The sequence below is a fragment of the Streptomyces sp. NPDC049687 genome, assembly GCF_044465285.1.
Taxonomy (GTDB): Bacteria; Actinomycetota; Actinomycetes; order Streptomycetales; family Streptomycetaceae; genus Streptomyces.
Genome location: NZ_JBITLN010000003.1, coordinates 404,205 through 427,526 on the forward strand (window position 1 = coordinate 404,205; position 23,322 = coordinate 427,526).

Below are 23,322 nucleotides of genomic sequence, written 5' to 3' on the forward strand. Positions count from 1 at the left end.
CCGTCCCGAAGGGCGGAGGCCGTAAGGGTGGTCATGTGATGACCACCCTCGCGGTGGCTGTGCGAGGGAGGGTTCTGGCTGGGATTCCGGGTGTCGACGAGCCTCTTCTTCCGTAACCGCGCGTGACGCGACCGAGCGCGCGCCGGGTGTCGGGAAGCGTGAGGAAAGGGACTCGACGTCATGTCTGTCACTGATTCGGAGGCGGCCGGTGCCGTCCCCGGCGCCGCCGGCACGGCCCAGGCCGTGCTCACCCCCCGGCTTCGGCTGGTGCTGGTGCTGTTGCTCACGGCCCAGTTCATGCTGGCCGTGGACTTCTCCATCCTGAACGTGGCGCTGCCGGTGATCGGTGAGGGCCTGGGTTTCTCGCTGTCGCATCTGCAGTGGATCGCCACATCGTTCGGGCTGTGCGCGGCGGGCTTCACCCTGCTGTTCGGCCGGGTCGCGGATCTGTTCGGCCGCCGCCGGCTGTTCCTCGGCGGCCTGGTCGTCCTGGGCGCGGCCTCACTCATGGGCGGTCTGGCGCAGAACCCCGAGGTACTGATCGCCGCCCGCGTCTTCCAGGGCCTGGCCACCGCCGCTGTCACCCCGGCCGCGCTGTCGCTGCTGACGACCTCGTTCCCGGAGGGGCCGCTGCGCGAGAAGGCGCTCGGCCTCAACGGGGCTCTGATGTCGGCCGGGTTCACCACCGGCGCCGTCCTCGGCGGCCTGCTGACCGACCTGCTGTCGTGGCGGTGGGCGTTCTTCATCAACGTGCCCGTCGCCCTCGCCGTGCTGTTCATCGCCCCGACGGTCATCAAGGAGTCCCGCCCCGACGAGCGCCCCGAGCTGGACCTGCCCGGCGCGATCAGCGTCACGCTCGGTCTGCTGGCCATCGTCTTCGGGCTCACCCAGGCGGGTGAGAAGGGGTGGGGCTCGGCCGAGGCCCTGTTGTCGCCGGCCGTGGGTGTGGCCCTGCTCCTGGTGTTCTACGCCGTCGAGCGCAAGGTGTCCGCGCCGCTCGTGCCGCTCGGTGTGCTCGGCAAGCGGTCGGTGGCCTGGGGCAACCTGGCCGGTCTGATCGCGTTCCTCACCGAGACCTCCCTGGTCTTCCTGCTGACCCTCTACCTCCAGGAAGTGCTCGGTTTCTCCCCGCTCGCCGCCGGCCTGTCCTTCGGCGTGCTCGGCATCGGAACTGTCGTGGGCGGCTCCACGGCCCCGAAGGTCATCGGGAGGATCGGCGGCAAGCAGACCCTGATCGTCGGCGGCATCCTGCAGGCCGTGTTCACCGCGGCCCTGCTCGGCCTCGGCGACGACCGCTCGTGGATGTGGCTGCTGCTGGTCGCCACCTTCGCCGGTGGGGTCGGCAACATGCTCGTCATCGTGGGCTTCATGGTCACCGCCACCTCGGGGCTCGCCGATCACGAACAGGGTCTGGCCACCGGCCTCGCCACCATGACCCAGCAGGTCGGCATCACCATGGGGACACCGATCATGAGCGCCGTCGCCACCGCCGCCATGACCGGCGCCGGAGCCTCGGCCATCCTCGGCGGTCTGAAGGTCGCGATCGCGGTGAACGCCGCCATGGTGCTCCTCGGCACCCTGACCAGTGCCCTGTTTCTGCGCCCCCGGTCGAGTGCGCGGTAACGGCGGGCGGCATGATCTGGCGGGCGCCGGTCTGCGGCCCGCCACCGCCGTGCGCTTCGACGACCGGCAGCGCGAGGAGGCCGGCTGGGTCTGACGCGGGCAGATGAGGTCGAACGCCGACTGCGCCGAGGAGCGCCCTTTCCCCGTCAGGTGATGCTTGACACCGGCCGGTCCGGGGACTGACGGCATGCCAGTTCGGCGCGGCACCCCACCGGGTCCCTTGTGCAGCAGTGTGCACCTTGTCACACATGGGAAAAACAACCCGAGTTGCCCACGTCACAGCGGAAATGTCCATTTGGCGTCCATGCTCGGACGGACCAGAAGCCCGAAGTGGAGCGCACGGGCATCGACTTGGATGCGCCGCGCCGACGTGACCCATGACACAGCGTTCGGGCCGTTCTGCCTCGTTCCCCGGAGAAAGGTGCCAACCATGGCCGCTTACCTGTGCCCGCCTGCCGTGATACACGGCGAGCACCCCGTGAAGACCAGCCAGATCGTGGCAGAAGTGCGCGGCCGGCACCCGCACGCGGCGTGGGCGCCGCGCATCGACACCATCGCGGCCAGTACAGGCATCGAAACCCGCGGGTGGATGCTGCCGCTGGAGACCGCCGTCGCGCCCGGCAGCGGGAGCGGCCTGCCGGCTGCCGGCATCGGGCCGACCCGGGAGGCGCTCGCCGACGACGGGTTCACCGAACAGGACGTTGATCGCGTGATCGCCGCCCTTGAGGCGATACCCGCGCCGCAGACCGTCCAGGAGCGCACCGCGCCGGCCTGGGCGGCCGTGCAGGCCGGCGGGGAGCGTGCGGCACGCGGGGCCCTGCAGATCGCCGGGCTGGACGCCACGGACGTCGACTGCCTGATCACCAGCCACTCCACCACCCCGGCGCTGCCGGGGCTGGACGTCGCCCTGGCCAACAAGCTCCCGCTGCGGGGCGACGTGATGCTGCTGCCGGCCACGCAGTGGGCCTGCATCGCCGGAACCCGCTCCCTGGCACTGGCGGCGGACCTCGTGGCCGCGGACCCCGACCGGGTGGTCCTGGTCGTGATCGCGGAGGCACTGAGCACGACCTACCAGCCCGCGGACGACACTCTGGAGTCCTTGATCGTCCGGTTGCTGTTCGCGGACACCGCGGTCGCCGCGGTGGTCACGGGCCGCCCGAGACCCGAGTCGGTGCTGCGGCTGGACGCCGCCTGGCACCACACTCTGCCCGGCACCCAGGACCTGCACCGCCTGGAGACACGGGAGGACGGCACCCACTTCGTCATGGACCGGCGCGGGCCGCGCGCCGTACAGGAGACGGTCACCGCGATGTGGGAGTGGCTGCGCGCCCGTTACCAGGACGACCCCGACTCCTGGCACCCCGACGTTCTGCTCGCGCACCCCGGCGGGACGCGAGTGCTGGAGTACATGGAGCAGACGATGCCCGACGGGTGGCCGTCGGGGCTGCTGGAGTACAGCCGGGACAGCTACACCAGCGGCAACCGCGGAGGCGCCGCCGTGTTCGACATCCTGCGGAGGGCCCACGACGCCGGGCAGGAACGGGGCAGCCGTGCCGTCCTGTACGCGGCGGCCCCGGGCCTCACGGCCACCGCCCTGGAAGGGGAGTGGGTGTAGTGCGAGCTCGCGCCACCGGTGCCGGCGGCCGCCGCCCGTAACGCCGGTGGCGCTGCCCGACGAGCGCACGCCGCCCGGCCCACCCGCAGCCGCGTCACCTCGCGACTGACGCCCAGACCACCTTGCCGGTGTCCGTCCACCGCACCCCCCACCGGGTGGTGAGTCCGTGCACGACGTGCAAGCCACGGCCACTGTCGTCGAGGAGCTCGCTGCGGCCCAGCCGCGGCCTGCCGTTGCCGGTGTCGCCCACCTCGCACAGCAGCCCGTGACCGGACCTGATCAGCCGTACCGTGATGGGTCCGTCGGCGAAGCGGACCGCGTTGGCGACCAGTTCGCTGACCACGAGCAGCACGCTGTCCCGGGTGTCGCCTCTGGTGTGCCATTGCCCCAGCCGCGCGGAGACCAGCAGGCGGGCCCGGGCGGCCGCGTCGCCGCGGGCGGGCAGACGCCAGGTCGCGGTGTCCCCCTTGCGGTAGCCGATCATCCGCGCGAGCAGCAGGGTCACGTCGTCACGCCGGCGCACGGGCGCCAGCGCGGAGACCACGTGCCGCGCGGCCTGCTGCAGGGCGTCCCAGGGGTGCACCGTGGCCACGGTGTCCGCCAGCCTGCCGATGCCCTCGTCGATCGACAGGGCGGGGTCCTCCACCAGGCCGTCGGTATACAGGGCGAGCAGCGAGCCCGGGGGTGCGGCGAACGCGTGCACGTCGAACGGCTCCCGCAGCGCGAACTCGGCGCCCAGCCCCGGGTGGGGACGTACCGCGACCGGGCCGGCGGGACCGTCCGGGGGCACCAGCACCGGGGGGAGGTGGCCGGCGCTGGACAGCTCCACGTGGTGGCTGACCGGGTCGTACACGGCGATGCAGCAGGTCGATCCGAGGGCGCTGTAACCGGCCGTCAGCCCGGACTCCGCGTCGTCCAGCAGCGTCACGGTCTCGTCCAGATGCTCCAGCACCTCGTCGGGCGCCAGCCCGGCGGACAGCAGCGCGCGGGCCTCCATGCTCAGCTGTCCCATGGTCGCCGCGGCTCCCAGTCCGTGCCCGACGACGTCACCGACCATCAGCGCGGTACGGCCGTCCGGCAGCGGAAAGCTGTTCACCCAGTCACCACCGACGCCCGCGCTGTCGGGGGTGGCGGGCTGGTAGACGCTGGCGGTCTCGATGGTGTCGCCGCCGGACCGTGGCAGCAGTCGGCGCTGCAGGGCCAGCACCTGTGTGTGCTCGCGCTGGTGCTGACGGGCCAGGTCGACGTGATGAGAGGTCCTGGCCACCAGCTCCTGCAGGTCGAACAGCTCGCTGTCCTCGAAGGGGCGGTCCGCCCGCCGCCAGACCTCCGCCACCCCCAGAACGACGGGCGGCGTGCCGTCCAGGACCAGCGGTATGCACGCCACAGCCGCCGCCCGGTCACCGGGCACCAGGGCACGTACCAGCCGCGGAGTGCCGAGTACCCGCTCGATCGCCTCCCGGTCGGGTATGACGATGGCCTGCGCGGCATCGTCACGCCGTATCGCCTGCGACAGCAGGCGACTCGCGTCACTGGGAAGATCGTCGCCCGGCGTCACGTAGCCGTCCGGCCACCCCCGGTCCGGCACCAGGGCCGCCCGTCGCAGCCGGATGCGCCCCGGCGGCTGTTCGGTGACCGCCTCGCCCGTCCACACGGCGAAGTCGAGGTCGATGGCGGCCACATCCCCCCAGGCCAGCAGAGACTGCGCCAGCGACTGCGCGGTCTCGCCGATGTCCAACGAGGTGCCGATCGCGGTCTCGGCGGCGTACAGGTGCAGCCTCCTGGCCATGGCGATCAGAGAGACGGTCAGGCCCTCCTGAGGCGCCGCGGCGGCCAGGATGCTCATCGAGACCACCAGCTCCGACCCGTCGCTGCGCCGAAGGCGCTGGACCCGGGCGACGTGCGGCTCACCGGTCTCGAGGACCTGCCGCAACCGCCGAGTGACCGTCGGTACGTCCCAGGGAGGCAGAAGACCGACGAAAGGACTCCCGATCACGGCCTCCACTCCCGCGAAGACGGGGGCGTCCAGATTGCCGCGGGTGATTCTCAGATCCCGGTCCAGGTTGACCGCGCCGAGGATCTGCTCCTGAGCGCCGGGGGCCGGATCGGCGTGTGCGCGCCGCCGGGCGGCGCTGTCGCCCCGCGGGTCGGCGGAACCGGCGGCCGCTGACGCTGCGCCGCGTGGGATGTACTGCCCCAAAGCGCTGCTGACCATGTCGAACGGCGACGCGGAAGAGGGGGAGGGGGTGGAGTCCATGCGGCTCTCTCAGCTCGCTCGCCAACCCCGGCACAGCGCCGGGGCCGTACCAGAACCCGGGCGACAGGGTCCCGGGATTCCTGACCGCACACCTCATTCAATAACACTCGGGGCCGCTTCGCCTACACCAGCCGATCGCACGTCGAGCACGGAGTGTGACGGAATATTGCATTCCGTCACGTTCACCGGACAGTGTTCCGGGCGCGAAGACCCGCGGAAGCCAGGATGATCGGACGTCGGGCGGCTCCGCCATGGCTGGGGGCACCACCGCCCGCGCCGTCACGGGTGGCGATGCGCCGGCCGACGTCGTACGACTCCACGCCCGCGGTCCTCGCCGACCAGGCGACCCGGCGCAGGGTCACCCTGCCACCGACGTCGGCTGCCGCCCGGCCGGTGACGGTGTCGCGCACGGTCAGCGTCCAGGTGTGTGCGCCCTCGCACCCGGCAGAGGATTTCGGTGCCGCGAGGTCAAGGTCCCTTGGTGGAGGTCGCACTGGCGTCGCGTGATGCCTGTCCGGGCACGATGGGCCGACCGGAACTCACGGGTACGTCCCCGGACCCTGCCGCTCGTCCGGGTGCCGGACGCCGCCCGTCCGTCCGCCGCACCGCGCGTCGCCGGAGGTGGGGCAGGAAAGTGTAGAAGCGGTCGGGAAGGAACACGGCGTCCGCGACGATCATCGCGCCGGAGAAGAGGGGCAGCCCCAGGAGCACCGCGATGCCGAGATGTATGCCCAGCAGCATGGTGAGAACGGGGTACTTGAGCCTGCCGAAGAGCACGAACGGGAAGGCCACCTGCAAGAGCACGGTCATGTAGCCGGCGATGGCGACCACGAGCGTGTGCTCGTCCAGGAAGTGGGAGAGCACGGGCCAGGGCTGGAAGAGTTCGAGGTTCAGGACGTAGTGGAGCGCGGTACCGCCGCCCCAGGAAGCTCCCTGGACCTTGTACAGGCCTGCGGACCCGTAGAGAAAACAGACCTGCGCCGCGATGACGAACATTCCGCAGTTGTGCACCACCGTGACCAAGGTGGTGCGGGCATCGCGGAGTTGGTGGGTGAAGAGGCTCGCCGTCCGCTCCGGCGCGTTGCCCGCACGAACCGTCTTCAGCCGGTCTCTGCGCGCGTCCAGGGACCAGCGCCGGCCGCAGGCAGTGAGGGCGAGGTAGATGGACATCAGCAGGATCAGGTTGTCGCCCCCGTCCGTCATGAAGATCGACCGGCCGTGGAACGAGGTCACCACGACGGCGAAGAGGACGGACAGGACGCGGGTCCGCCAGCCCAGCATGAACAGTGCGGAGATGACGAGGGCCAGCGTGTAGCAGAGCTCGAAGTAGGCGGGGCTGTCGGACAGGGCCAGGATGCTGAACCAGCCCGTCTGCTCGAAGAGCTGGTGTGCCAGGGCGGGCGTCCACGCAGAGCCGGGGCCCCAGATCTCGTCACGGTGCGGGAACTCGCGCAGCAGAAAGACCAGGTAGAGCAGTCCGTACCCGATGCGCAGCACCGACGCCGCGTACAGGGACACCGGGCGGCCGGTCAGGAGGTCCCACACGGCGGTGATCCGGTCGGCGAGCCACCGGCCGGCGTCGGCGGACGCGGTCCGCTGAGCCTCAGTTTCCATGGCGGGTCACCTTCCACCAGGGCAGGAGCCGGGTCTCGAGCGGCGTCGGCGGGCGATTGCCGACGGCGGGGCCGGGCGCGGCGATGGGCAGTGTGACGACGCGGAGCTGAATGAAGTCGAAGGTGCCGCCGGTGTGGGCGGCGGCGCGGTCCGCGGCGATGTTGATCAGGTACTTCTGCATCATCAGGGCGCGTTCCGTGCGCGCCTTGTCGTCTCCTCCGTGCGAGTCGACGTAGCCGGCCCAGGCACGGCGCAACATGTTCTGTGCCGTGTGGCTCGGGAACGGATGATGTTCGACGGCGGAACTGTCCACGGTGGTCAGGTCGAACCAGGGAGTCACCTGGACCGATCCGTCCGTGCCGGTGTGTGCGGTTCTCGCCAGAATCTGCCGGTTGACGGATTCGGGGTCGGGGGCGAAGAGCCGCCAATTCTGTTCGAAGAAGGGGTACACCCATGCGTTGACCAGCGGGCTGTATCGCTTGGAGACGGTGTTGGCCGGTGCCACGTGGAGGAACACCAGGATCACGTGGACGACACTCGCCGCCAGGCACAGGACCACGGCGGTGCTCAGCCCGGCTTTCAGTGCGCGGGCACTTCTCGGCAACCCGGGGGGCGCGGCCATGGCCTCAGGACATTCCTGCGTGGCCGGACCGGAGTAGGACTGCTGGATTTCCTCCACGTCCGCTGAGTCGATTCCGCTCGACACCGCCTACCTGTCTTTCTCTATCGGCTGCTCGTGCCCGGCTTTCCCGCTGACTTCCACCGACGGCGCGCGGCGGATTCGATGAGAATTCCGCCGCGCGCCGTCATCCGGTGTGCGGGCTGACCGCGGTGCGCTGCCTAGCCCTCGTAGCCCTTGGCGTGGTCGTCGCCCTCGTAGCCCTTGGGCGCCTCGTCGTAGCCGTAGTTCTCCTCGGGCTGCTTGGCGTGGTCGTACTTGCCGTGCTCGCGCTGCCCGTGGTCGTACTTGCCGTGCTCGCGCTGGCCGTGCTCGTACTTGCCGTGCTCGCGCTGGCCGTGCTCGTGCCGACCGGGGTGCATGTAGTGCTCGAGGTCCAGCTTGCCGCCGTGGTCGCGCTTTCCGGGCTTGACGCCGTGGTCCGCGTCACCCGGCGCGTGGTCGTGCCCGCCGGCGCCGTTCCCGGCGGTGTTGCCCACGGTGTTGCCGGTGTTCCCGGCGGTGTTGCCCGCGGTGTTGCCGGACGTGTTGCCGGCGACGTTGCCCTGGGTTCCGCCGGTCCCGACGAGGATTCCGCCCAGGAGTCCACCCGTGACGAGGCCGCCACTGGTGGTCGATCCGGTGGTTCCCGGGGCTCCCGTCGTGCCGGTGGTTCCGGTCGTGCCGGTGGTTCCCGTCGACGTTCCACCAGTGGTGGCGGTCCCGCAAACCGGCCGGGTGATCGTGTTGTTGATCATCGACACGATCCCGGACTCGTCCCGGGCACCGGCCAGCACCCGACCCTCGACCGTCGCCCTGTTCTCCATGGTGATCGAGGTGTTGGCCATGAAGGTGCCCACCGAGAAGGAGTCGCTGCCGAAACTGGCGGAACTTCCGATCTGCCAGAAGACATTGCATGCCGTGGCGCCGCCTGTGAATTGCATTCGGCTGCCGGATGCCAGCGTCAGTCCGGAGGGGACCTTGAACACCCAGACGGCGTCAGGGCCGCCGTTCAGCGTGAGAACACCCGAGTTCGTGACCACGCCAGGGACGAAGGTGTACAAGCCCGGACCGAGGCCCGTCGGGCCGCCTGCGCCGCTGAGCTCCGAGCCGAGGGTGGCGTCGACGGGGCCCCGGGCTTCGGCGACGGTGTACGCGTTCTGCAGTGCGGCATGGGCGGAGTTGGCCGGCCCGTCCGCCACGTGGACGGTCCCGTTGATCACGTTGGCACACGGCGGGGAGGCGGGGATCGCCGGTGGCGGTACTGGGGCACAAAATCCAGTGACCGAAGTCCCCGGTGACACCCCGACGTCTCCACTGATCAGGGAAGACCCGGTATTGGTGACCGCCCCGCCGCCCAGCACCGCGAAGCTGGTGGCAGCGCCAAGGGGAATGGGTGTCGTAATGGCATTTGCCTGTGCCGGCACCATTACCACTGCGGCAGCAGCGGTCAACACCGTGATGACCGCCGTGATCCAGGCGGGCATTGCGCGCCATTGATGCGCACCAGAGATGTTCTGTGTCATCGAGGGGCCTACTCCTCTAGGGAAGTGCGGTGAATGTTTATTCTGCCCTTGTCGAGTTGCGTGAGCCGTGGCCCTTTCCCACTGACATGCGCCACGGGCTTAAATGGCCTGCCCGACGATCCAGGGAAAGAGGTTTGATTCACATTAACTGGCGAGGAACCGCAGTGAACATAAATGCGCGATCCATATGGGTGACTTTCGACAGAAACAGTCAGGCCGGAATCGGAATATCACATAAAGCTACGGGTACGATGCGCCGGCCTCGTCGCGCAACGGCGCGGCGTACTCCAGCGCGCAGGCCACGTCGGGCAGCGCGGTGCCGGGGCTGCGGAGAAAAAAGCCTCTGCAGGCGTCGTGACGGAGGCAGCGGCTCGCTCGACGGACGTGATCAGCGTCGGATTCAGCCGGGCCGTTGGGTGCGGTTCTCGTGAGCGAGCCCGTCCCGGTGGGCGGCCGGACCCGGCCCGAGCCCGGGCGGAAGGACCAGGGCCCGTAGCACCACGGGGTCCGACGGCCGGAGAACCTGCTGGTCCGACGGCCGACGGACCAGACCGATGTCCTGCCAGCCCCACGACAGGAAGGCGTCGCAGACCGCCGGGTCTGCCTGATCCACCAACGTCGCCCCGAGTGAGGCGTGATGGTCGGCGAGCAGGCGTTGCTGGAGACGGCGGGCGATGCCCCGGTCGTCCGTGTGAGGGTGAACCAGGGTCTCGGTGATCGCGAAGACGTGACCGGACGCCGTGAGCTGTTCGACGCTCCGCGGAAGGGGCCCGTCGAACCCCCGCCACCACGTCCCCTCGCGCGGTACCGGGAATCCGTAGACGCACCCGGCGAAAGCGGTGCTCTCCGCGATCAGGAGGGCGAAGCCGGGGCGCCGGACGGCGCCGGTCAGCCGTCGCAGAAACGCCTCCCGGCCCCGGTACCTCTCGCCGGGCTGCGCGCGGGAGGACTCCACGTAGAGATCGGCCAGGTCCTCCCTGAGGGTCTCGGCCTGCCAGCGGTTCAGTCGGCGCAGGCGTAACGCGTCCGAGGCGGACGGTGTGCTTCCGTCACCGTGCGGCGGCTGCTCCCCCTCGGGCGCGGCCGTCACGCCGCACCGCCCGCGGCAACGGGAATCCGACGCGAGCGCGCGCCGACGGGGAACGAGTGGAGCAGGAATCCGGAGCCGGTGATCTCGATGATGCGGGTCATGCTCCGCGACGGGTGGTGCAGTCTCAAGGTCCGGCCGGCATCCGTGGCGAACCGGGATGCCCTGAGGAAGGCGTTGAGTCCGCTGGCGTCGCAGAAGGTGACCGCCGTGAGGTCGACATCGACACGGCGGCTGCCGTCGCGCAGACACTCGGCCAGCGCTTCGCTCACCAGCGGTGCCGTGACCAGGTCGATCTCTCCCGCGAGGGTGATCAGAGCGCGGGTGCCGCGATCGTGGCGGTAGACATTCAGCTGTGGAAGGGTCATGGCTCCTCGGTTCGGACGCATCGGGGTGAAGGCGCGGGTGTGCGGGCGCGGTGACAGAGCGGGATGAACTTCCGTCCCTGCGAGCCGAGTTCCTGAACTCGGTTCCTGGACCCGGTTCCTGGACGGGGCCTCCGGCACCGGAGCGCTCGCTGTGCGACAAGCAGCCGACCTCGAGAGCCAGTTGTCCGGACTACCGCCGCGTTGACCGACTCACGCCACTTCGGCGGGTGCGGCGGCATCTCGGGCCTCATGTCCGCCTTCGGAGTCCCAGACCGCCTCCACGGCCCGGTCGGTCTCCGTCACCGTCCGCAGGCTCGCTGCCCGCTCCATCAACCGGCTCGCGGTCGACCTGCCCAGGGGGTCGCTCGCGGCGGCCATCAGCCAGGCGGCCGAGACGGGGTCCGTCGACGGCGGGATCACGAGGAGGTTCCAGCGGCCCATGTGGTACGAGAGCAGCAGCAGTTCGTGCGGGTCCTGCTCGGGCAGGAACCAGCCCACGTTGACCACGTGCCCGGCGACGGGCACCTTGCGCGGAACGACCGGCCAGTGGGTGGGATTGACCGTGACCCGGGTGATCCGGCCCCACAGCGGGTCCAATACGGCTGTCAGGGTGGGGAGTTCCGCCATCAGATCGCGCGAACGGGGCCACCAGGCGCCGTCCAGCAGAGCCGGCGTGACGCCGACGGGAGCCAGCGACAGGCGGAGTGAGGAAGAAGCGGAGGAGGACGACGACAGCCGGTCTTCGAGTGTCGGCGAGAAGGAAATGGTCGCAGTCATGACGCGAACCCTGCCCCGGGCCGACCAACTCGCCGGCCCGGCCTATTCGATCGCCGAAAACGACACGAGCGTGGAAGCCGGTGCGCGAAATATCCTCGGTGATTTCAGCGTACTCCGCGGACGAGCCGAACGGACCGTGGCGCCGGCGGAGATACCGCCCCGCGCTGCGGCTCCGAGCGGCGGATGCCCGGGGAAAACGCCTGGTCATGTGTCCCACCCCCAAGAACCCCTATCGGAGTAAAGTCGAAAATACCGGGAGTACTTCGCACACCAGATCAGACGCTGGTGCCGTTCTCGGCGAGCAACAGGACCGGAACCTCGAAGACGAGCCCGGGGACAGGTTCGCGTCAATGATCGCGACCAGCAGACATTCAGCCGTCACCCCACCCGGCCGGCCTCGTGCGCTCCGCCCGAGAGAGGTGAGGACGTGGAAACCTTCATCACTGCGGCGCTGATCATCGCCGTGATCGCCATGGGAATCGCCCTGATCCATCAGCTCAACGCGCAGCACGACGCACGGATCGCGGCCTACCGCTACAGCGATGCGCTGCCGGGAATCGGCCGCCTGCGGGCGAAGAACCGACGACCGGCAAGGCCTTCCCCAGCGCCCACTGTCGACGACCCCAGGGGAAACATCGGGCAGGCCGGGAGGGCGTCACGCCGTTGAGTCACCGGAACCGCCCTCTGCCAGGAACGTCGACGTGCGACTCGTCGCCTCGTCCCCCGAGGCCGCCCGCCAGGTCGCGGAGGTTCTCCGTCGCTGCTTCGCCTCGTCCGAGCAGCGCAGTTATCCCGTCGACACGGTGGCCGGGGCAGGCCGAGGCCATGGCCGGCGGCAACGGTGTCCCCCGGCGGGCACGTCGTCGTACTCCAACGACCCCGGCGTCTACACACCGGGGTCGCCCTTCCGGGCCGGTCGCACGTGAGAGTGTGCCGACCCACCTTCATGCTATGCCTGGTGCGCATTTCGGGCATCAGGGGTTTCGCGGTCCTCGCACGCGCAGGCCCCGGGTTGTTCAGCGGGCCGGGCGCCGGGGGGAGCGCCACATGGAGCGGGCCGCCAGGTAGAGCAGATCGGCGATGAGGAGCAGTACGCCGACGGACATCAGATAGAGCATGCCGTCGACGGCCGCGCCGATGGCGATCAGAGCGATTCCGGCGATGAGCAGGGTCAGGAAGAGGACCATGACAGGTGCCTCTCAGGCGGTGCGTTGGGCGCGGTGGCGGGCTTCCCGGAGGCGGACCTTCGAAGGGAGGCGGTCCAGGCCGGCCGAGTCTCGTGCGTGTGCGAGTGTTTCCCGGCTCAGTTGCCCCAGAGTCCGCGCCGGATCCGCGTGAGGCTCCAGCAACAGCCGCACCCGTGCGCTCGGAGCAGTACGTTTGCCCGTCAGCCGGACGTGAGCCCGCGAGACCCCGTCCAGGGCTTGTGCCTCTTCCTCGATGACGTCCTCCAGCGTGCGGCCGTCGAGTCGGACCGCCGCGCCGTCTTCGGTCTTGACGAGGACCCGGTCCAGGCGGTGTCTGCGTTGTGCGAGGAGCCACCACAGCAGCAGGGCCAGCAGCACGGCGAGCGCCGCGATGACGCTCGGCCACCACCAGCCCTCGTCCCGCCACCGGGTGCGCCCCTCGGCGCCCAGCACCACATCGTCCGGCCCCCGGAAGGGCCACCAGTCCGGCATGCCGAAATCCCAGCGGCGCTGCAGATCCAGCCCGCCCAGCAGCACGCCGCCACCCAGGGCGAACAGTCCAAGGCCGAGAAGCCCCAGCAGAACCCGGTTCACTGCCTTGAGCATCAGGATCACCTCAGCGCTTCTTCGGACGCCGGACGCGCACGGCCAACCTGGGTTGCCGGGCGAGACGCAAGGACGTCACGGTTTCCCCCAGCGTCGTGTCCAGGTCCGCCTGGACCTCCTCGAGATCGCGGAAATGTGCCCGTGCCCGGGCCTTGACCTTCCGGCGACCGACATCGACGCGTGCCGACTGGACACCGGGCACCTGCATCGCCCGGTCACGCAGAACCAGGGCTGCCGCGCGGCGGTCGAGCCCGGCGCGGACCTCCTCTGTCCGGGGGATACCGGTGGGCCGCCGCATGGGCAGCAGCCTGCGCAGTCCCGGCGTCACCGCCAGCAGGAAAAGCCACAGGCCGAGGGCCATCGCCAGTGCGGCCCCGACGATCATCCAGATGTCGTCCAGTGGTCGTGTGGCCAGTTCCTCGGCGAGCCGCCGCCGCCAGCGCATCGCAGGCCGGTCTGCCCGGACCGAGACCACGTCGTACAGGAGCAATCCGACGGCCGCGGCGGACAGCAGGGCAACCAAGGCCGCGGGAATCCGCCGCGCCGACCAGAAACGGCGCGCCGACCGGCCTGATTCATCGATCGCCGCCGTCGCACCCGCGCCCGCTTCCGGGGTGCCGTCGGCGGACGGAGCCGGCTGTCCGGAATCGGAGGGAGGTTGGCTGTCACCGGTCGTCTGCCGCCAGGTGTGCGCGCTCATCTCACCCTCTCCTGGTCCGTGTGCCGCGTATGCACCGAGTGCAGCCTCTCCACCGAGACCGCGAGGCCGGAGACCTCCATGCCGGCCCATGTCCTGAGCCGTTCGGTGACCTCCCGCCGCACCGCGGCGCACTGCGCCCCGATGTCGGACGGATAGCCGAGTTCGACGGTGATGCGCAGCCGGGCCTCGCCGAGCGCCGCCTGCCGTCCGGCGGCGGGCTCGCCGTCTCGTCCTGCCGCATTCCGCTCCGGTGCCCGCTGCACGGATGTGGTCACGTGCGGCGTCCGGCGGCGAGGCGGTACGTGGCCGGCCGACTCGGTGAACCGGCTCAGCGCCTCGCGCGCCACCTGGGAAGCGATCCTCGCGACGACCCGGTCGGCGACGGTGGTCGCGCCGCGCTCCCGGCGGGGGATGCCCGGACGCCGATCGGCTTCACCGGTCACCGCCACCAGTCTCCCCGGGCCCGTCGCCGGTCACCGCTCATCGGCCCCTCCCGGTCTCGGCGGCGGACGAAGTCGCCCGGTTCGAGATCACCTTCCGTCAACCGCCCGACCACGAGGCCGACGACGCCCAGGCCCAGTACCAGCAGGAAGGCCCAGAAGTCACCGAAATACGCGGCGAAACCCAGCGCCATTCCGGCCATCAAGCCCACCACGGCCCTGCTCATCACGCGCTCCTTCACTCAAGCGGGCTGCTCCGCCCCGGCTACTGGATCCGTTGCCGCTCTTCCCCTTCGTCCTCCTCCTCGGGCAGCTTCACGTCGCTGACCATGATGTTGACCTCCACCACGTCCCGACCCGCCATCCGCTCCACCGCGGAGATCACGCTCTCCCGCACCGCACCGGCCACGTCCGTGATCGAGGCGCCGTAGTCGACGACGATCTCCAGATCGATGGCCGCCTGCAGCTCTCCCACCTCGACACTGACCCCGCGTGTGACCGACTTGCCACTACCGGCACCAGGCATCCGCTCCCGCATGGAACCCATCGAGCGCGCGAATCCACTGCCCAGGGCATGGACGCCGAGCACGTCCCGTGCCGCCATTCCGGCGATCTTCTCCACCACCACATCGGCGATGGTCGTCCGGCCGCGGGAACCGGGCCCACCGCCGAGTTTTACCCCGGTGTTCTCAGTCATCAGGGCATTCCTCCCTCAAAGAGACCACCTTGCACCTTTTGATCAGATTATATTCGTTTTAGTGGTTTTGCCCGCAGAGGAGAGCGAGAGGCCAGTGACCGAGGCGTGGACGCAGGCAGTACGGCACCAGCTCGATCCGGGCCGGCTGCTCCCGCTCGGCGGACCCGAGGACGGGACATGGATCACCGAGCAAGCGGCCGTCGGGACCCTCGGGCGCGCGGCCGCCGAGATTCCCGGTGTCCTGCTGGAGTCTCTGCGCATCGGGCCGGCGCCGCTCGAACCCGTGTCCGAGCCGGTCGTCCGTCCGCCGGTCAGCGCCCTGCCGCCCGGCCCGCTCAGGATCGAAGCGGCCTTCACAGCACCCCTCGGGCAGCTGCTGCCGGAGACCGCCCAACAGTTGAGGAGCGCACTGCTCGACGCGGCCGCTGAACGGCTCGGACTGGCCGTCGTGACAGCTGACCTGCGCGTCACGGATCTCGATGAGGGCCCGGAGACAGGCGTGAGGCCCGTGCCGGAAACCGCTGCCGCGCGAAGCTCGCCCCCGGTGACCGGAACAGGATCCATGCGGGGGTCCGCCGGGGAGTTGGCGGTTGTCGCGACGGCTGTTCCGGGCGTCGCGCGTCTCACGGCCGTGCTGGGAAGCCGCCCGGTGAAGGTGGAGGACCATGACGATCCACCCGGCCGGCGCATCGAGGTCCACCTCGCGGTCGCGCCCGGACACCATCCAGTGGAAGTCGCCCGCGCCGTCCGGGACGCCGTGACCGCCGCAGCCACCACTGACACCACGGGCCCGGTCACCGCCGCTGTCCTCATCACCGAAACCGCGGCCTGATCAGCCGGGACGTCTTCACCGTCCGGGCCCGGTGCTGCCACGAAAGCGCGTGGACCGCTCCAGAAGCCCCGTCCCGTCAGGTGTGCGACGTCCTCGGCAGGGAACCCGCATACAGACAAAGGGCCTGCGCCGCCGCTGGAGACGAAGCAGACGTCGTCCTTGCTCCGCGGTCGCACGATGCGCATCCCGCACTGGTGGAAACGCATCCCCACCCACGGCCCGGTCTCAGCGACTCCCGAGGCGGCGCCGAGCCATCGGCCTCCTTCGGAGAGAGTCTCAACGTCATGACGAGTAACACCACGGTCCGCCCTCCGCCCTCGCAGACGCCCGGCAGTGACTTCGCCCGGTTGTCGAGAAAGATCGCTGATGCCGGCCTGCTGGAGCGCCGTCCCGGCTATTACGCACTGCGGATCACAGTGGTGGCCGGGCTCTACGCCGGCGGGTGGGCCGCACTCGCCCTGATCGGCGACAGCTGGTGGACCCTGGCGGTCGCCGCCTTCCTGGCCGTCGTCTTCGGCCAGGTCGCCCTGCTCGCCCATGACGCGGCCCACCGCCAGGTGTTCCGCCGGCGCCGGGCCAGCGAAACGTCCGGAAGGATCGCGGGTACCGGCATCGGCATGGGCTACGGGTGGTGGCAGGACAAGCACACCCGCCATCACGCCAACCCCAACCATGAGGAACTCGACCCCGACCTCGACCCCGATCTGCTGGTCTGGTCCCAGGACCAGGCCCGGGCCGCCAAAGGGCTCCCCCGCCTGATCGGCCGCTGGCAGGCGTTCCTGTTCTTCCCCCTCCTCACACTGGAGGGCTTCAACCTGCACGTGTCGAGCGTGAAGGCCCTGGCCAATCGCTCACTCAAGCACCGAACGCTCGACGGCACCCTGCTGTTCGCGCACTTCGTCGTCTACGTGACCGTCCTGCTCTGGCTGCTGCCCCCCGGCATGGCGATCGCCTTCCTCACCGTCCACCAGTGCCTGTTCGGCGTCTACCTCGGATCCCTCTTCGCGCCCAACCACAAGGGCATGCCCATCCTGAGGGGCGAGGACCGCCCGGACTTCCTCCGCCGCCAAGTGCTCACCTCACGCAACGTGCGCGGCGGCCGGTTCACCGACATCGCACTGGGCGGGCTGAACCATCAGATCGAGCATCACCTGTTCCCCAGCATGCCCAGCCCCAACCTGCGCAAGGCCCGGACCATCGTCCGGCGCCACTGCGAGGAACTGGGTCTGGAGTACGTGGAGACCGGGCTGATCACCTCCTACCGACAGGCCCTCACCAGCCTCCACCGGGCCGGAGCACCACTCAGGCACGCCCGCGTCCCCGCCTAGGACGGCGGACAACCGGTCCTTTCGATCACATCAGTCCCGTTTCGCGCCTCGGGAGGAGCGGGTACTCGGGGTCCGCACAGCACATCGGACAGGGGCCGAGGCGATCGCCATGACGGACAACACCACCAGCGTCGGCTCGGCGGGCCGACCCGATGCGGGCGTGAGCACACTGAAGGGCCGTACCGGGGCCGGGGCTCCGGCGGAGACCCGGGGGAAGACCTCCATCGCGGACGGTGTGGTCGCCAAGATCGCGGGCATGGCCGCCCGTGAGGTGCCGGGCATCCACAATCTCGGCGGGGGCATGGCCCGGGCCTTCGGCGCCATGCGGGAACGGGTCCCCGGCGGCGGAGGCGGCGGCGTGACACGCGGCGTGAAGGTCGAGGTCGGGGAGCGGCAGGCCGCCGTCGACCTGAACATCGTCGTCGAGTACGGCGTCTCCATCGTCGAGGTCAGCGGTGACGCCCGCGCCAACGTCATCGGCGCGGTGGAGCGCATGACGGGCCTGGAGGTCGTCGAGGTCAACATCGCCGTCGACGACGTCCACCTTCCCGACGAGGCAGAGGAGTCCGAAACGGGTGAGGGCCGCGTGAGGTGAACCGGGCATCAGGGCCCGGGGGCTCGTCGTTCGGGCAGGCGCACCCGCGCGCCGGGGGCGGAGTTCCCGGCGCGCGGGTGCAGGCCACCTGGATCCGGGCCCCGCTGCCGGTCAGCCCCGCACGAGGCCGAGCACCCGGTCGCGCAGGGCGTCGACGGCGCTCTGCGTGGGCGCCTCGACGTTCAGTCGCAGGAGCGGCTCGGTGTTGGACGGGCGCAGGTTGAACCAGCGGCCGTCGCCCAGGTCGACGGTCAGGCCGTCCAGCCGGTCGGTGGTGACCCCTTCCCCTTGGCAGGCGGCCTCGACCCGGCCGAGGGTGCCCGTCACGTCCTCCACGACGGAGTTGATCTCACCGGAGGCCGCATAGCGGGAGTAGCCGGCGGCGAGTTCGGACAGCGGGCGGTCCTGCTCGCCGAGGGCGGCCAGGACGTGGAGGGCGGTGAGCATCCCGGTGTCGGCACGCCAGAAGTCCCGGAAGTAGTAGTGGCCGGAGTGCTCGCCGCCGAACACCGCGTCGTGTTCGGCCATCGCGGCCTTCATGAACGAGTGGCCGACCCGGGAGCGGACCGGCGTACCGCCATGCTCTCGGACGATCTCGACGGCGGCCGCGGAGGTGATCACGTTGTGCACGACGGCCGACCCGGGGTGACGGGCCAGCTCGCGCGCGGCGACCAGGCCGACGACGGCCGAGGGGGAGACCGCCTCGCCGCGCTCGTCGACGAAGAAGCACCGGTCGGCGTCCCCGTCGAAGGCGAGGCCGATGTCGGCGCCGACGGCGCGGACCCGCGCCTGGAGGTCGACGAGGTTCTTCGGGTCCAGGGGATTGGCCTCGTGATGGGGGAAGCTGCCGTCGAGTTCGAAGTACAGGGGGTCGACGTCGACGGGCAGCCCGTCGAGGACGGCCGGGACGGTGTGGCCGGCCATGCCGTTGCCGGCGTCCACGACCGCGGTCAGGCGGCGGTTGCCCTTGAGGGGGACAAGGGCGTTCAGGTGAGCGGCGTAGTCGCCGAGCAGATTCATGGAGGTGGTGGTGCCGGGGCGGGCCGTCGGCAGCGGGATGTCGTCGGCCTCCAGCCAGGCCCGTATCCGCCCCAGCCCGGAGCTCTCGCCGATGGGCGCCGCTCCGGCGCGGCACAGCTTGACGCCGTTGTCCTTGGCCGGGTTGTGGCTGGCGGTGATCATCGCCCCCGGCAGGTCGAGGCTTCCGGAGGCGTAGTACAGGTAGTCGGTGGAGCCGAGCCCGGCGTCGACGACGTCCGACCCCGCCGCGTTCGCACCGGCGGCGAACGCCGCGGCCAGCTCCGGGCTGCTGTCGCGCATGTCGCGGGCGACGACGATCCGCGGCGCCCCGGTGAGCCGGACGAAGAGGGCGCCAACCTTGCGGGCGAGGTCGGCGTTCAGCTGTTCGGGAACCTCGCCACGGATGTCGTAGGCCTTGACGAGACGGGAGTAGTCGGGCACGGAAACCTCCTTCATCGTGGTCAGGCGGTGACTGACTGGACCCAGCCGAACGCCGTGATCTCCTTCGTCGCCGTCTTGAGGTCCTTGGCGTTGTCCACGCCGCGCCAGTACCCGTTGATCCGGTACGCCGACAGCCGGCCCTCCCGCGCCAGCTCGGGGAAGGTGGTGTCCTCGTGGTCGCCCAGGTCCGGCAGGAGCGCGGTGACCTCCGGTTCGAACAGGTACACCCCCGCGTTGATCCAGTGCGGCAGTACGGGAGCCTCCGTGAAGCTGGTCACCCGGTCGGAGTGGGTCATCTCCACGATCCCGTAGGGCGACTTCAACGGCGTCACCGCCAGCGTGGCGAGCGCGTCCCGCTCGACGTGTGCCCGCGCCAGGTCGCGCAGCGAGAAGCGGGTCAGGATGTCGCCGTTGAGACCCGCCCACCGCTCGGTGGGGAACGGGAGGTGGGCGGCGGCGAACTTCAGGCCGCCGCCGCGGCCGAGCGGCTCGTCCTCGACGACGACCCGTACGTGCAGCGGTAGCCGGTTCGCGGCCACGTACGCGCGCAGCACGTCGGCCTTGTAGCCGCAGGAGATGACCACCTCCTCGATGCCCTCGGCCGCCAGCCAGTGCGCCTGGTGCTCGAAGATGGGCCGTCCGGCCACCTCCACCAGGGCCTTGGGGACGTGGTCGGTGTGGGGGCGCAGCCTGCTGGCCTGCCCTCCGGCGAGGATGACGGCCTGCCGGACGTGGGAGCCGCCCCAGCCGGTGATGGCGAGAGCCGTGTCATGCGTGATGGTCATGGTGGGTCCCTCCCAGGACGAAGGTTCAGAACGAAGGTTCGGAACGAAGGTCAGAACGAAGGTTCAGGGCGAAGGGTCAGGACGAAGGGTCAGGACGAAGGGGCAGGGCGAAGGGTCAGAGGCCTCGAAGCGGGTCGATCGGACGGTCGGACACGGCGAATGCCGCGAAGTCGGCGTACTGCGCGCGCGGCGTGGCCCAACTCGGGTCGCTGCCGCCGAAGAAGGTCGAGAAGAGCACTCCGTCGATGCCGAGCCGGTCGGCGGTACGGAATTCCAGTCCGTCCCGGCTCATCACCTGTCGGCCGTCGACGTGGACGGTCACGTTTCCGTCGAAGCGGCCCGGCCGGTTGAGGCGTACGGCCTGTTCGACGCAAACCCAGCGGCCGAGCGGCCAGTTCCAGGAGCCACGGCCGAGCGAGGTGCCGTGGGCGACCGACGTCGGCAGATAGGCGTAGACCTCGGCGGCGCCGTGCGCCCGCCACATGTAGCGGGTGGACAGCCCGTCCTCGCCGTCGGGGATGTGACGGCCGCTCGTCACCGTCCCGCCGTACAGGCCGGGCAGTTTGCCGCCCTTGACGAAGTCGAAGTCGTCCGGGAACCGCACGTAGTACCGGAGGTGGAGGGAGTCGACGGAGCCGCCGCGCAGTTCGAGGTAGAGCTGCGCGCCGCCCTGGGGCCGGCCGTACTGTCGCGCCACGGTCGGGCTGGCGGAGTGTGCCGGGTAGCGCACCCGCAGCAGCGGGCCCAGCACGGGGTGGCCGCCCGGCAGCAGCTCGGCGCGGGAGAGGCCGAACGAGCCGCCCGACCGTGCCGTGAGAGGGGGGCCGAAGAACCGGGCCAGGGCTGCCGGGTCCGCGCTCAGCGGGGTGGCCGGGCCGGCGGAGTGGCTCGGGGCGCCGGAGGTGCCGCCCCCCGGGTCCGAGGAGCAGGCGGCGAGTCCCGTACCGATCATGGTGGCTCCCGATGCCGTGATGAAGTGCCGTCTGCGCACTGCCGCCGCTCCCGTCTCCCGGTGGGTCGAAGTGTCGATCTGGTGGCCGCTAACTCGCGCTGACGACCCGGTAGTCCACCTCCTGTGTCGTGCCCGGCACCGTGTGCAGGGTGAGGGTGCCGTCGGCGGAGGCGGTGCCGGTGGCGAGTGGGATGCCGCCCGCTGTCAGCGCGTATTTCGCGCCGGCTGTCAGCCCCGTGGCGGTGAAGGCGAGGTCGGTGCCGGCGGTGCCTGGCGCGACCAGGACCTCGTACGCTCCGGCGCCGGTGGGCACCCGGCCCGTGGCGGTGCCGCCGGCGGGGACCACCGCGACCGACTGCGGGGTGACGGTCACCGGCGAGGTGCCGACGGTCGCCGCGGTCAGCGTCGCCGTGCTGCCGGTCCCCGAGGAGCCGAGCGTGGTGGTGACGGCCGGGTAGCCGCTCGCCTTGTAGACGGTGCCGGCGGAGCCGGTGAACTTCGCCGAGCTGACCGAGTCCACCGCCGCCTTCGTGGACTGCTTGACGTCCTTGAAGACGATGCTGCCCGGTGTGGTCGAGTCGCCCTTCACCGAGTACGTCAGCGACGTGGGAACGGTGTTGCCGGAGAACAGGGTCCCCGTGCTCCACTGCGTGAGCACACCGGAGGCGAACGTGCCGCTGAAGGTGTTGCCGGTGAAGACCGTCCCGTCGCTCTGGTTCAGCTTCACCGCGTTGCTGGAGGTGGTGTCGAAGGTGTTGCCGGTGAAGAGGAGGCTGCTCGGCCTGCCGGTGCTGTTGGTGTAGGCCGGGATGTCCGAGCCCTGGTAGGTGAAGACCGCGTACTGACTGCTGTTCGTCACCGTGTTGCCGGTCGTGGTGATGTCCCTCGAGCCGACGCTGTAGCGCAGCCCGTACTCCGCGCCGGTGACGGTGTTGTTGCGGATGGTGTCGCCGCTGCTGTCGAAGACCGCGATGCCGGCGCCGTTGGGCTGGTCGTGGACGTAGTTGTTCTCGATGACGGTGTCGGTGACCCCGCGGTGGATCATGATGCCGTGGACCTGGTTGTCCGACGCGTCGTCGTCGCCGTCCGGGACGTACGGCGGGATGCCGTTGTGGTCGACCTCGTTGTACGCGATCTCCAGGTGGTCGCAGCGCTGCGAGCAGATGATCCCGTGGTCGCCGTTGTCGTGCGCGTGGTTGTGCGTGATCGTGAGGTAGTCGGAGTCGTCGTGCGGGTCGAGCCCGTACATGACGTTGTGGTCGTACTCGTTGCCGGTGAAGGTCATGGCGTACGCGTTGAACGTGTACGTGCCCATGAAGTTGTGGTGGAACCGGCTGTTGGTCTGCGAGCCGTAGACGTTCAGCGCCGCGCACACGTCGAGGTGGGCGGAGTCGCAGCCGCGGCCCTTGTAGGACACGCCGTAGCTCTCGGCGGCGTGGGAGCCGAGGTAGCCGAGGTCGCTGTCCTTGATGTCCATCCGCGACTCACGCGGCGTGCCGTCGGCGTCCAGGTAGGAGATCGCCCGGATGAAGGAGCGCGCCCGTGAACCGGACGCGGCGTTCGCGGGCAGGTACGGGTCGGTGTCCGGGGCGCCGGTGGCATCGTCCCACGAGGTGATGTGGACGGTGTCGATGTCGAGGTCGCCGTACTGCGCGGTGATGGCGCTGACATGGGTGGCGACGTTGTCGGACAGACTGCGCAGCCGCAGGGTGTCGACGTCGCCGCCGACCGATGTGCCGTGCAGTTCGAGGGTGGCGCCGTTCTGGACGACCAGGTCCGCGCTGAGTTCCCAGGTGTGGGAGCCGGGGTCCGTCTCCACCAGGGGCGCGGACGGGCAGAGGGCGTCGATGTCGGACAGGCTCGCGGTGCCCGAGGTCAGGTAGATGGTGTTGGTGCTGCCTGCGTAGCGGACCTGGCCGGAGCACGAGGCGGCCTGGGCCGGCTCTCCGAACAGCAGGACGGGGCTGGTCAGCAGTCCGAGAACGCTGAGGGAGACGGCAAGGCGTCGGGCGGAGCGACCCGCGCGGTGCCGGCCGGTCGGGGCGGTCGCGCCGGGTCTGAGTGGCTGGTCGTTCATGCGAGGCTCCTGACATGTCCCCCGCCGTTCGGCTCTGAGCTGCGGGGGTGCTGTTTGCGGTGAGGACGGGCGGGGCTCGTTCGGGAGAGTCCTCGGGCCGTCCGGTGGTGCGCGCCGTATCCGGCGGGGTGGTGCGG

24 protein-coding genes are annotated in these 23,322 nt (G+C 70.3%); 6 read left to right on the plus strand and 18 right to left on the minus strand.

Annotation, left to right across the window (positions count from 1 at the left end; all coding sequences use genetic code 11):
• Window positions 1-180: 180 nt before the first annotated feature.
• The gene (locus tag ACIBVL_RS11765; RefSeq protein WP_399095821.1) at window positions 181-1,623 is read left to right on the plus strand and encodes an MFS transporter; all 1,443 of its coding nucleotides are present in this window, start codon (window positions 181-183) and stop codon (window positions 1,621-1,623) included.
• Between the two features lie 430 nt (window positions 1,624-2,053).
• Window positions 2,054-3,238: a type III polyketide synthase gene (locus tag ACIBVL_RS11770; RefSeq protein WP_399095823.1), complete on the plus strand. Its 1,185-nt coding sequence runs from the start codon at window positions 2,054-2,056 to the stop codon at window positions 3,236-3,238.
• 94 nt (window positions 3,239-3,332) lie between these two features.
• Here the strand turns inward: ACIBVL_RS11770 and ACIBVL_RS11775 are convergent, their stop codons facing one another.
• The 8 genes from ACIBVL_RS11775 to ACIBVL_RS11810 form a co-directional block, all read right to left on the minus strand.
• Entirely contained in the window at window positions 3,333-5,495 is a 2,163-nt protein-coding gene (locus tag ACIBVL_RS11775) for a SpoIIE family protein phosphatase (RefSeq protein WP_399095826.1), read from the minus strand.
• Window positions 5,496-5,677: 182 nt separating this feature from the next.
• Window positions 5,678-5,905, minus strand: coding sequence for a hypothetical protein (locus ACIBVL_RS11780; RefSeq protein WP_399095829.1), 228 nt, complete (start codon window positions 5,903-5,905; stop codon window positions 5,678-5,680).
• Window positions 5,906-5,963: 58 nt separating this feature from the next.
• Window positions 5,964-7,109 (minus strand): HTTM domain-containing protein, encoded by a 1,146-nt coding sequence (locus ACIBVL_RS11785; RefSeq protein ID WP_399095832.1) that lies wholly within the window; start codon window positions 7,107-7,109, stop codon window positions 5,964-5,966.
• Window positions 7,099-7,731 (minus strand): DUF5819 family protein, encoded by a 633-nt coding sequence (locus ACIBVL_RS11790; protein WP_399095835.1) that lies wholly within the window; start codon window positions 7,729-7,731, stop codon window positions 7,099-7,101. Before ACIBVL_RS11790 ends, ACIBVL_RS11785 begins: the two co-directional genes overlap by 11 nt.
• A gap of 218 nt (window positions 7,732-7,949) precedes the next feature.
• Window positions 7,950-9,254: an ice-binding family protein gene (locus ACIBVL_RS11795; protein ID WP_399097192.1), complete on the minus strand. Its 1,305-nt coding sequence runs from the start codon at window positions 9,252-9,254 to the stop codon at window positions 7,950-7,952.
• A 439-nt stretch (window positions 9,255-9,693) separates the two neighbouring features.
• Window positions 9,694-10,383, minus strand: a complete 690-nt coding sequence (locus ACIBVL_RS11800; RefSeq protein WP_399095838.1) for a hypothetical protein — start codon at window positions 10,381-10,383, stop codon at window positions 9,694-9,696.
• Window positions 10,380-10,748 carry an STAS domain-containing protein gene (locus ACIBVL_RS11805; RefSeq protein ID WP_399095841.1) on the minus strand — a complete coding sequence of 123 codons (369 nt, stop codon included), beginning with the start codon at window positions 10,746-10,748 and terminating at the stop codon, window positions 10,380-10,382. The genes ACIBVL_RS11800 and ACIBVL_RS11805 overlap by 4 nt, the downstream gene beginning before the upstream one ends.
• Before the next feature lie 210 nt (window positions 10,749-10,958).
• Entirely contained in the window at window positions 10,959-11,525 is a 567-nt protein-coding gene (locus ACIBVL_RS11810; RefSeq protein ID WP_399095844.1) for a DUF5994 family protein, read from the minus strand.
• Between the two features lie 427 nt (window positions 11,526-11,952).
• On the opposite strand from ACIBVL_RS11810, the gene ACIBVL_RS11815 reads away from it, so the two are divergent.
• Complete coding sequence (locus tag ACIBVL_RS11815) at window positions 11,953-12,192, plus strand: hypothetical protein (RefSeq protein WP_399095847.1); 240 nt, start codon at window positions 11,953-11,955, stop codon at window positions 12,190-12,192.
• Window positions 12,193-12,541: 349 nt separating this feature from the next.
• On the opposite strand, the gene ACIBVL_RS11820 is transcribed toward ACIBVL_RS11815, so the two are convergent.
• From ACIBVL_RS11820 to ACIBVL_RS11845, 6 genes are read right to left on the minus strand one after another with little or no spacing between them, the layout of a single operon-like run.
• Window positions 12,542-12,712, minus strand: coding sequence for a hypothetical protein (locus ACIBVL_RS11820; RefSeq protein ID WP_399095850.1), 171 nt, complete (start codon window positions 12,710-12,712; stop codon window positions 12,542-12,544).
• Window positions 12,713-12,724: 12 nt separating this feature from the next.
• A complete protein-coding gene (amaP, locus tag ACIBVL_RS11825) occupies window positions 12,725-13,318 on the minus strand; it encodes an alkaline shock response membrane anchor protein AmaP (RefSeq protein WP_399095853.1) in 594 nt (197 codons plus the stop codon).
• A gap of 10 nt (window positions 13,319-13,328) precedes the next feature.
• The gene (locus ACIBVL_RS11830; protein WP_399095856.1) at window positions 13,329-14,018 is read right to left on the minus strand and encodes a DUF6286 domain-containing protein; all 690 of its coding nucleotides are present in this window, start codon (window positions 14,016-14,018) and stop codon (window positions 13,329-13,331) included.
• The gene (locus ACIBVL_RS11835) at window positions 14,015-14,461 is read right to left on the minus strand and encodes an Asp23/Gls24 family envelope stress response protein (protein ID WP_399095859.1); all 447 of its coding nucleotides are present in this window, start codon (window positions 14,459-14,461) and stop codon (window positions 14,015-14,017) included. Before ACIBVL_RS11835 ends, ACIBVL_RS11830 begins: the two co-directional genes overlap by 4 nt.
• Entirely contained in the window at window positions 14,458-14,685 is a 228-nt protein-coding gene (locus ACIBVL_RS11840; protein ID WP_399095862.1) for a hypothetical protein, read from the minus strand. Before ACIBVL_RS11840 ends, ACIBVL_RS11835 begins: the two co-directional genes overlap by 4 nt.
• A 38-nt stretch (window positions 14,686-14,723) precedes the next feature.
• The gene (locus tag ACIBVL_RS11845) at window positions 14,724-15,155 is read right to left on the minus strand and encodes an Asp23/Gls24 family envelope stress response protein (protein WP_399095865.1); all 432 of its coding nucleotides are present in this window, start codon (window positions 15,153-15,155) and stop codon (window positions 14,724-14,726) included.
• A gap of 94 nt (window positions 15,156-15,249) precedes the next feature.
• On the opposite strand from ACIBVL_RS11845, the gene ACIBVL_RS11850 reads away from it, so the two are divergent.
• From ACIBVL_RS11850 to ACIBVL_RS11860, 3 genes are all read left to right on the plus strand, one after another.
• Entirely contained in the window at window positions 15,250-15,987 is a 738-nt protein-coding gene (locus ACIBVL_RS11850; RefSeq protein WP_399095868.1) for a hypothetical protein, read from the plus strand.
• Window positions 15,988-16,271: 284 nt separating this feature from the next.
• Window positions 16,272-17,315, plus strand: coding sequence for a fatty acid desaturase family protein (locus ACIBVL_RS11855; RefSeq protein WP_399095872.1), 1,044 nt, complete (start codon window positions 16,272-16,274; stop codon window positions 17,313-17,315).
• A 109-nt stretch (window positions 17,316-17,424) separates the two neighbouring features.
• Window positions 17,425-17,910 (plus strand): Asp23/Gls24 family envelope stress response protein, encoded by a 486-nt coding sequence (locus tag ACIBVL_RS11860; protein WP_399095875.1) that lies wholly within the window; start codon window positions 17,425-17,427, stop codon window positions 17,908-17,910.
• A 111-nt stretch (window positions 17,911-18,021) separates the two neighbouring features.
• On the opposite strand, the gene ACIBVL_RS11865 is transcribed toward ACIBVL_RS11860, so the two are convergent.
• The 4 genes from ACIBVL_RS11865 to ACIBVL_RS11880 form a co-directional block, all read right to left on the minus strand.
• Window positions 18,022-19,371 carry a phosphomannomutase/phosphoglucomutase gene (locus tag ACIBVL_RS11865; protein ID WP_399095878.1) on the minus strand — a complete coding sequence of 450 codons (1,350 nt, stop codon included), beginning with the start codon at window positions 19,369-19,371 and terminating at the stop codon, window positions 18,022-18,024.
• Between the two features lie 20 nt (window positions 19,372-19,391).
• On the minus strand, window positions 19,392-20,156 hold the full coding sequence (locus tag ACIBVL_RS11870; protein ID WP_399095881.1) for an NDP-sugar synthase: 765 nt from the start codon (window positions 20,154-20,156) through the stop codon (window positions 19,392-19,394).
• Window positions 20,157-20,271: 115 nt separating this feature from the next.
• Window positions 20,272-21,108 carry a polysaccharide lyase gene (locus tag ACIBVL_RS11875; protein WP_399095885.1) on the minus strand — a complete coding sequence of 279 codons (837 nt, stop codon included), beginning with the start codon at window positions 21,106-21,108 and terminating at the stop codon, window positions 20,272-20,274.
• 88 nt (window positions 21,109-21,196) lie between these two features.
• Window positions 21,197-23,185 carry a right-handed parallel beta-helix repeat-containing protein gene (locus tag ACIBVL_RS11880; protein WP_399095888.1) on the minus strand — a complete coding sequence of 663 codons (1,989 nt, stop codon included), beginning with the start codon at window positions 23,183-23,185 and terminating at the stop codon, window positions 21,197-21,199.
• Window positions 23,186-23,322: the final 137 nt, after the last annotated feature.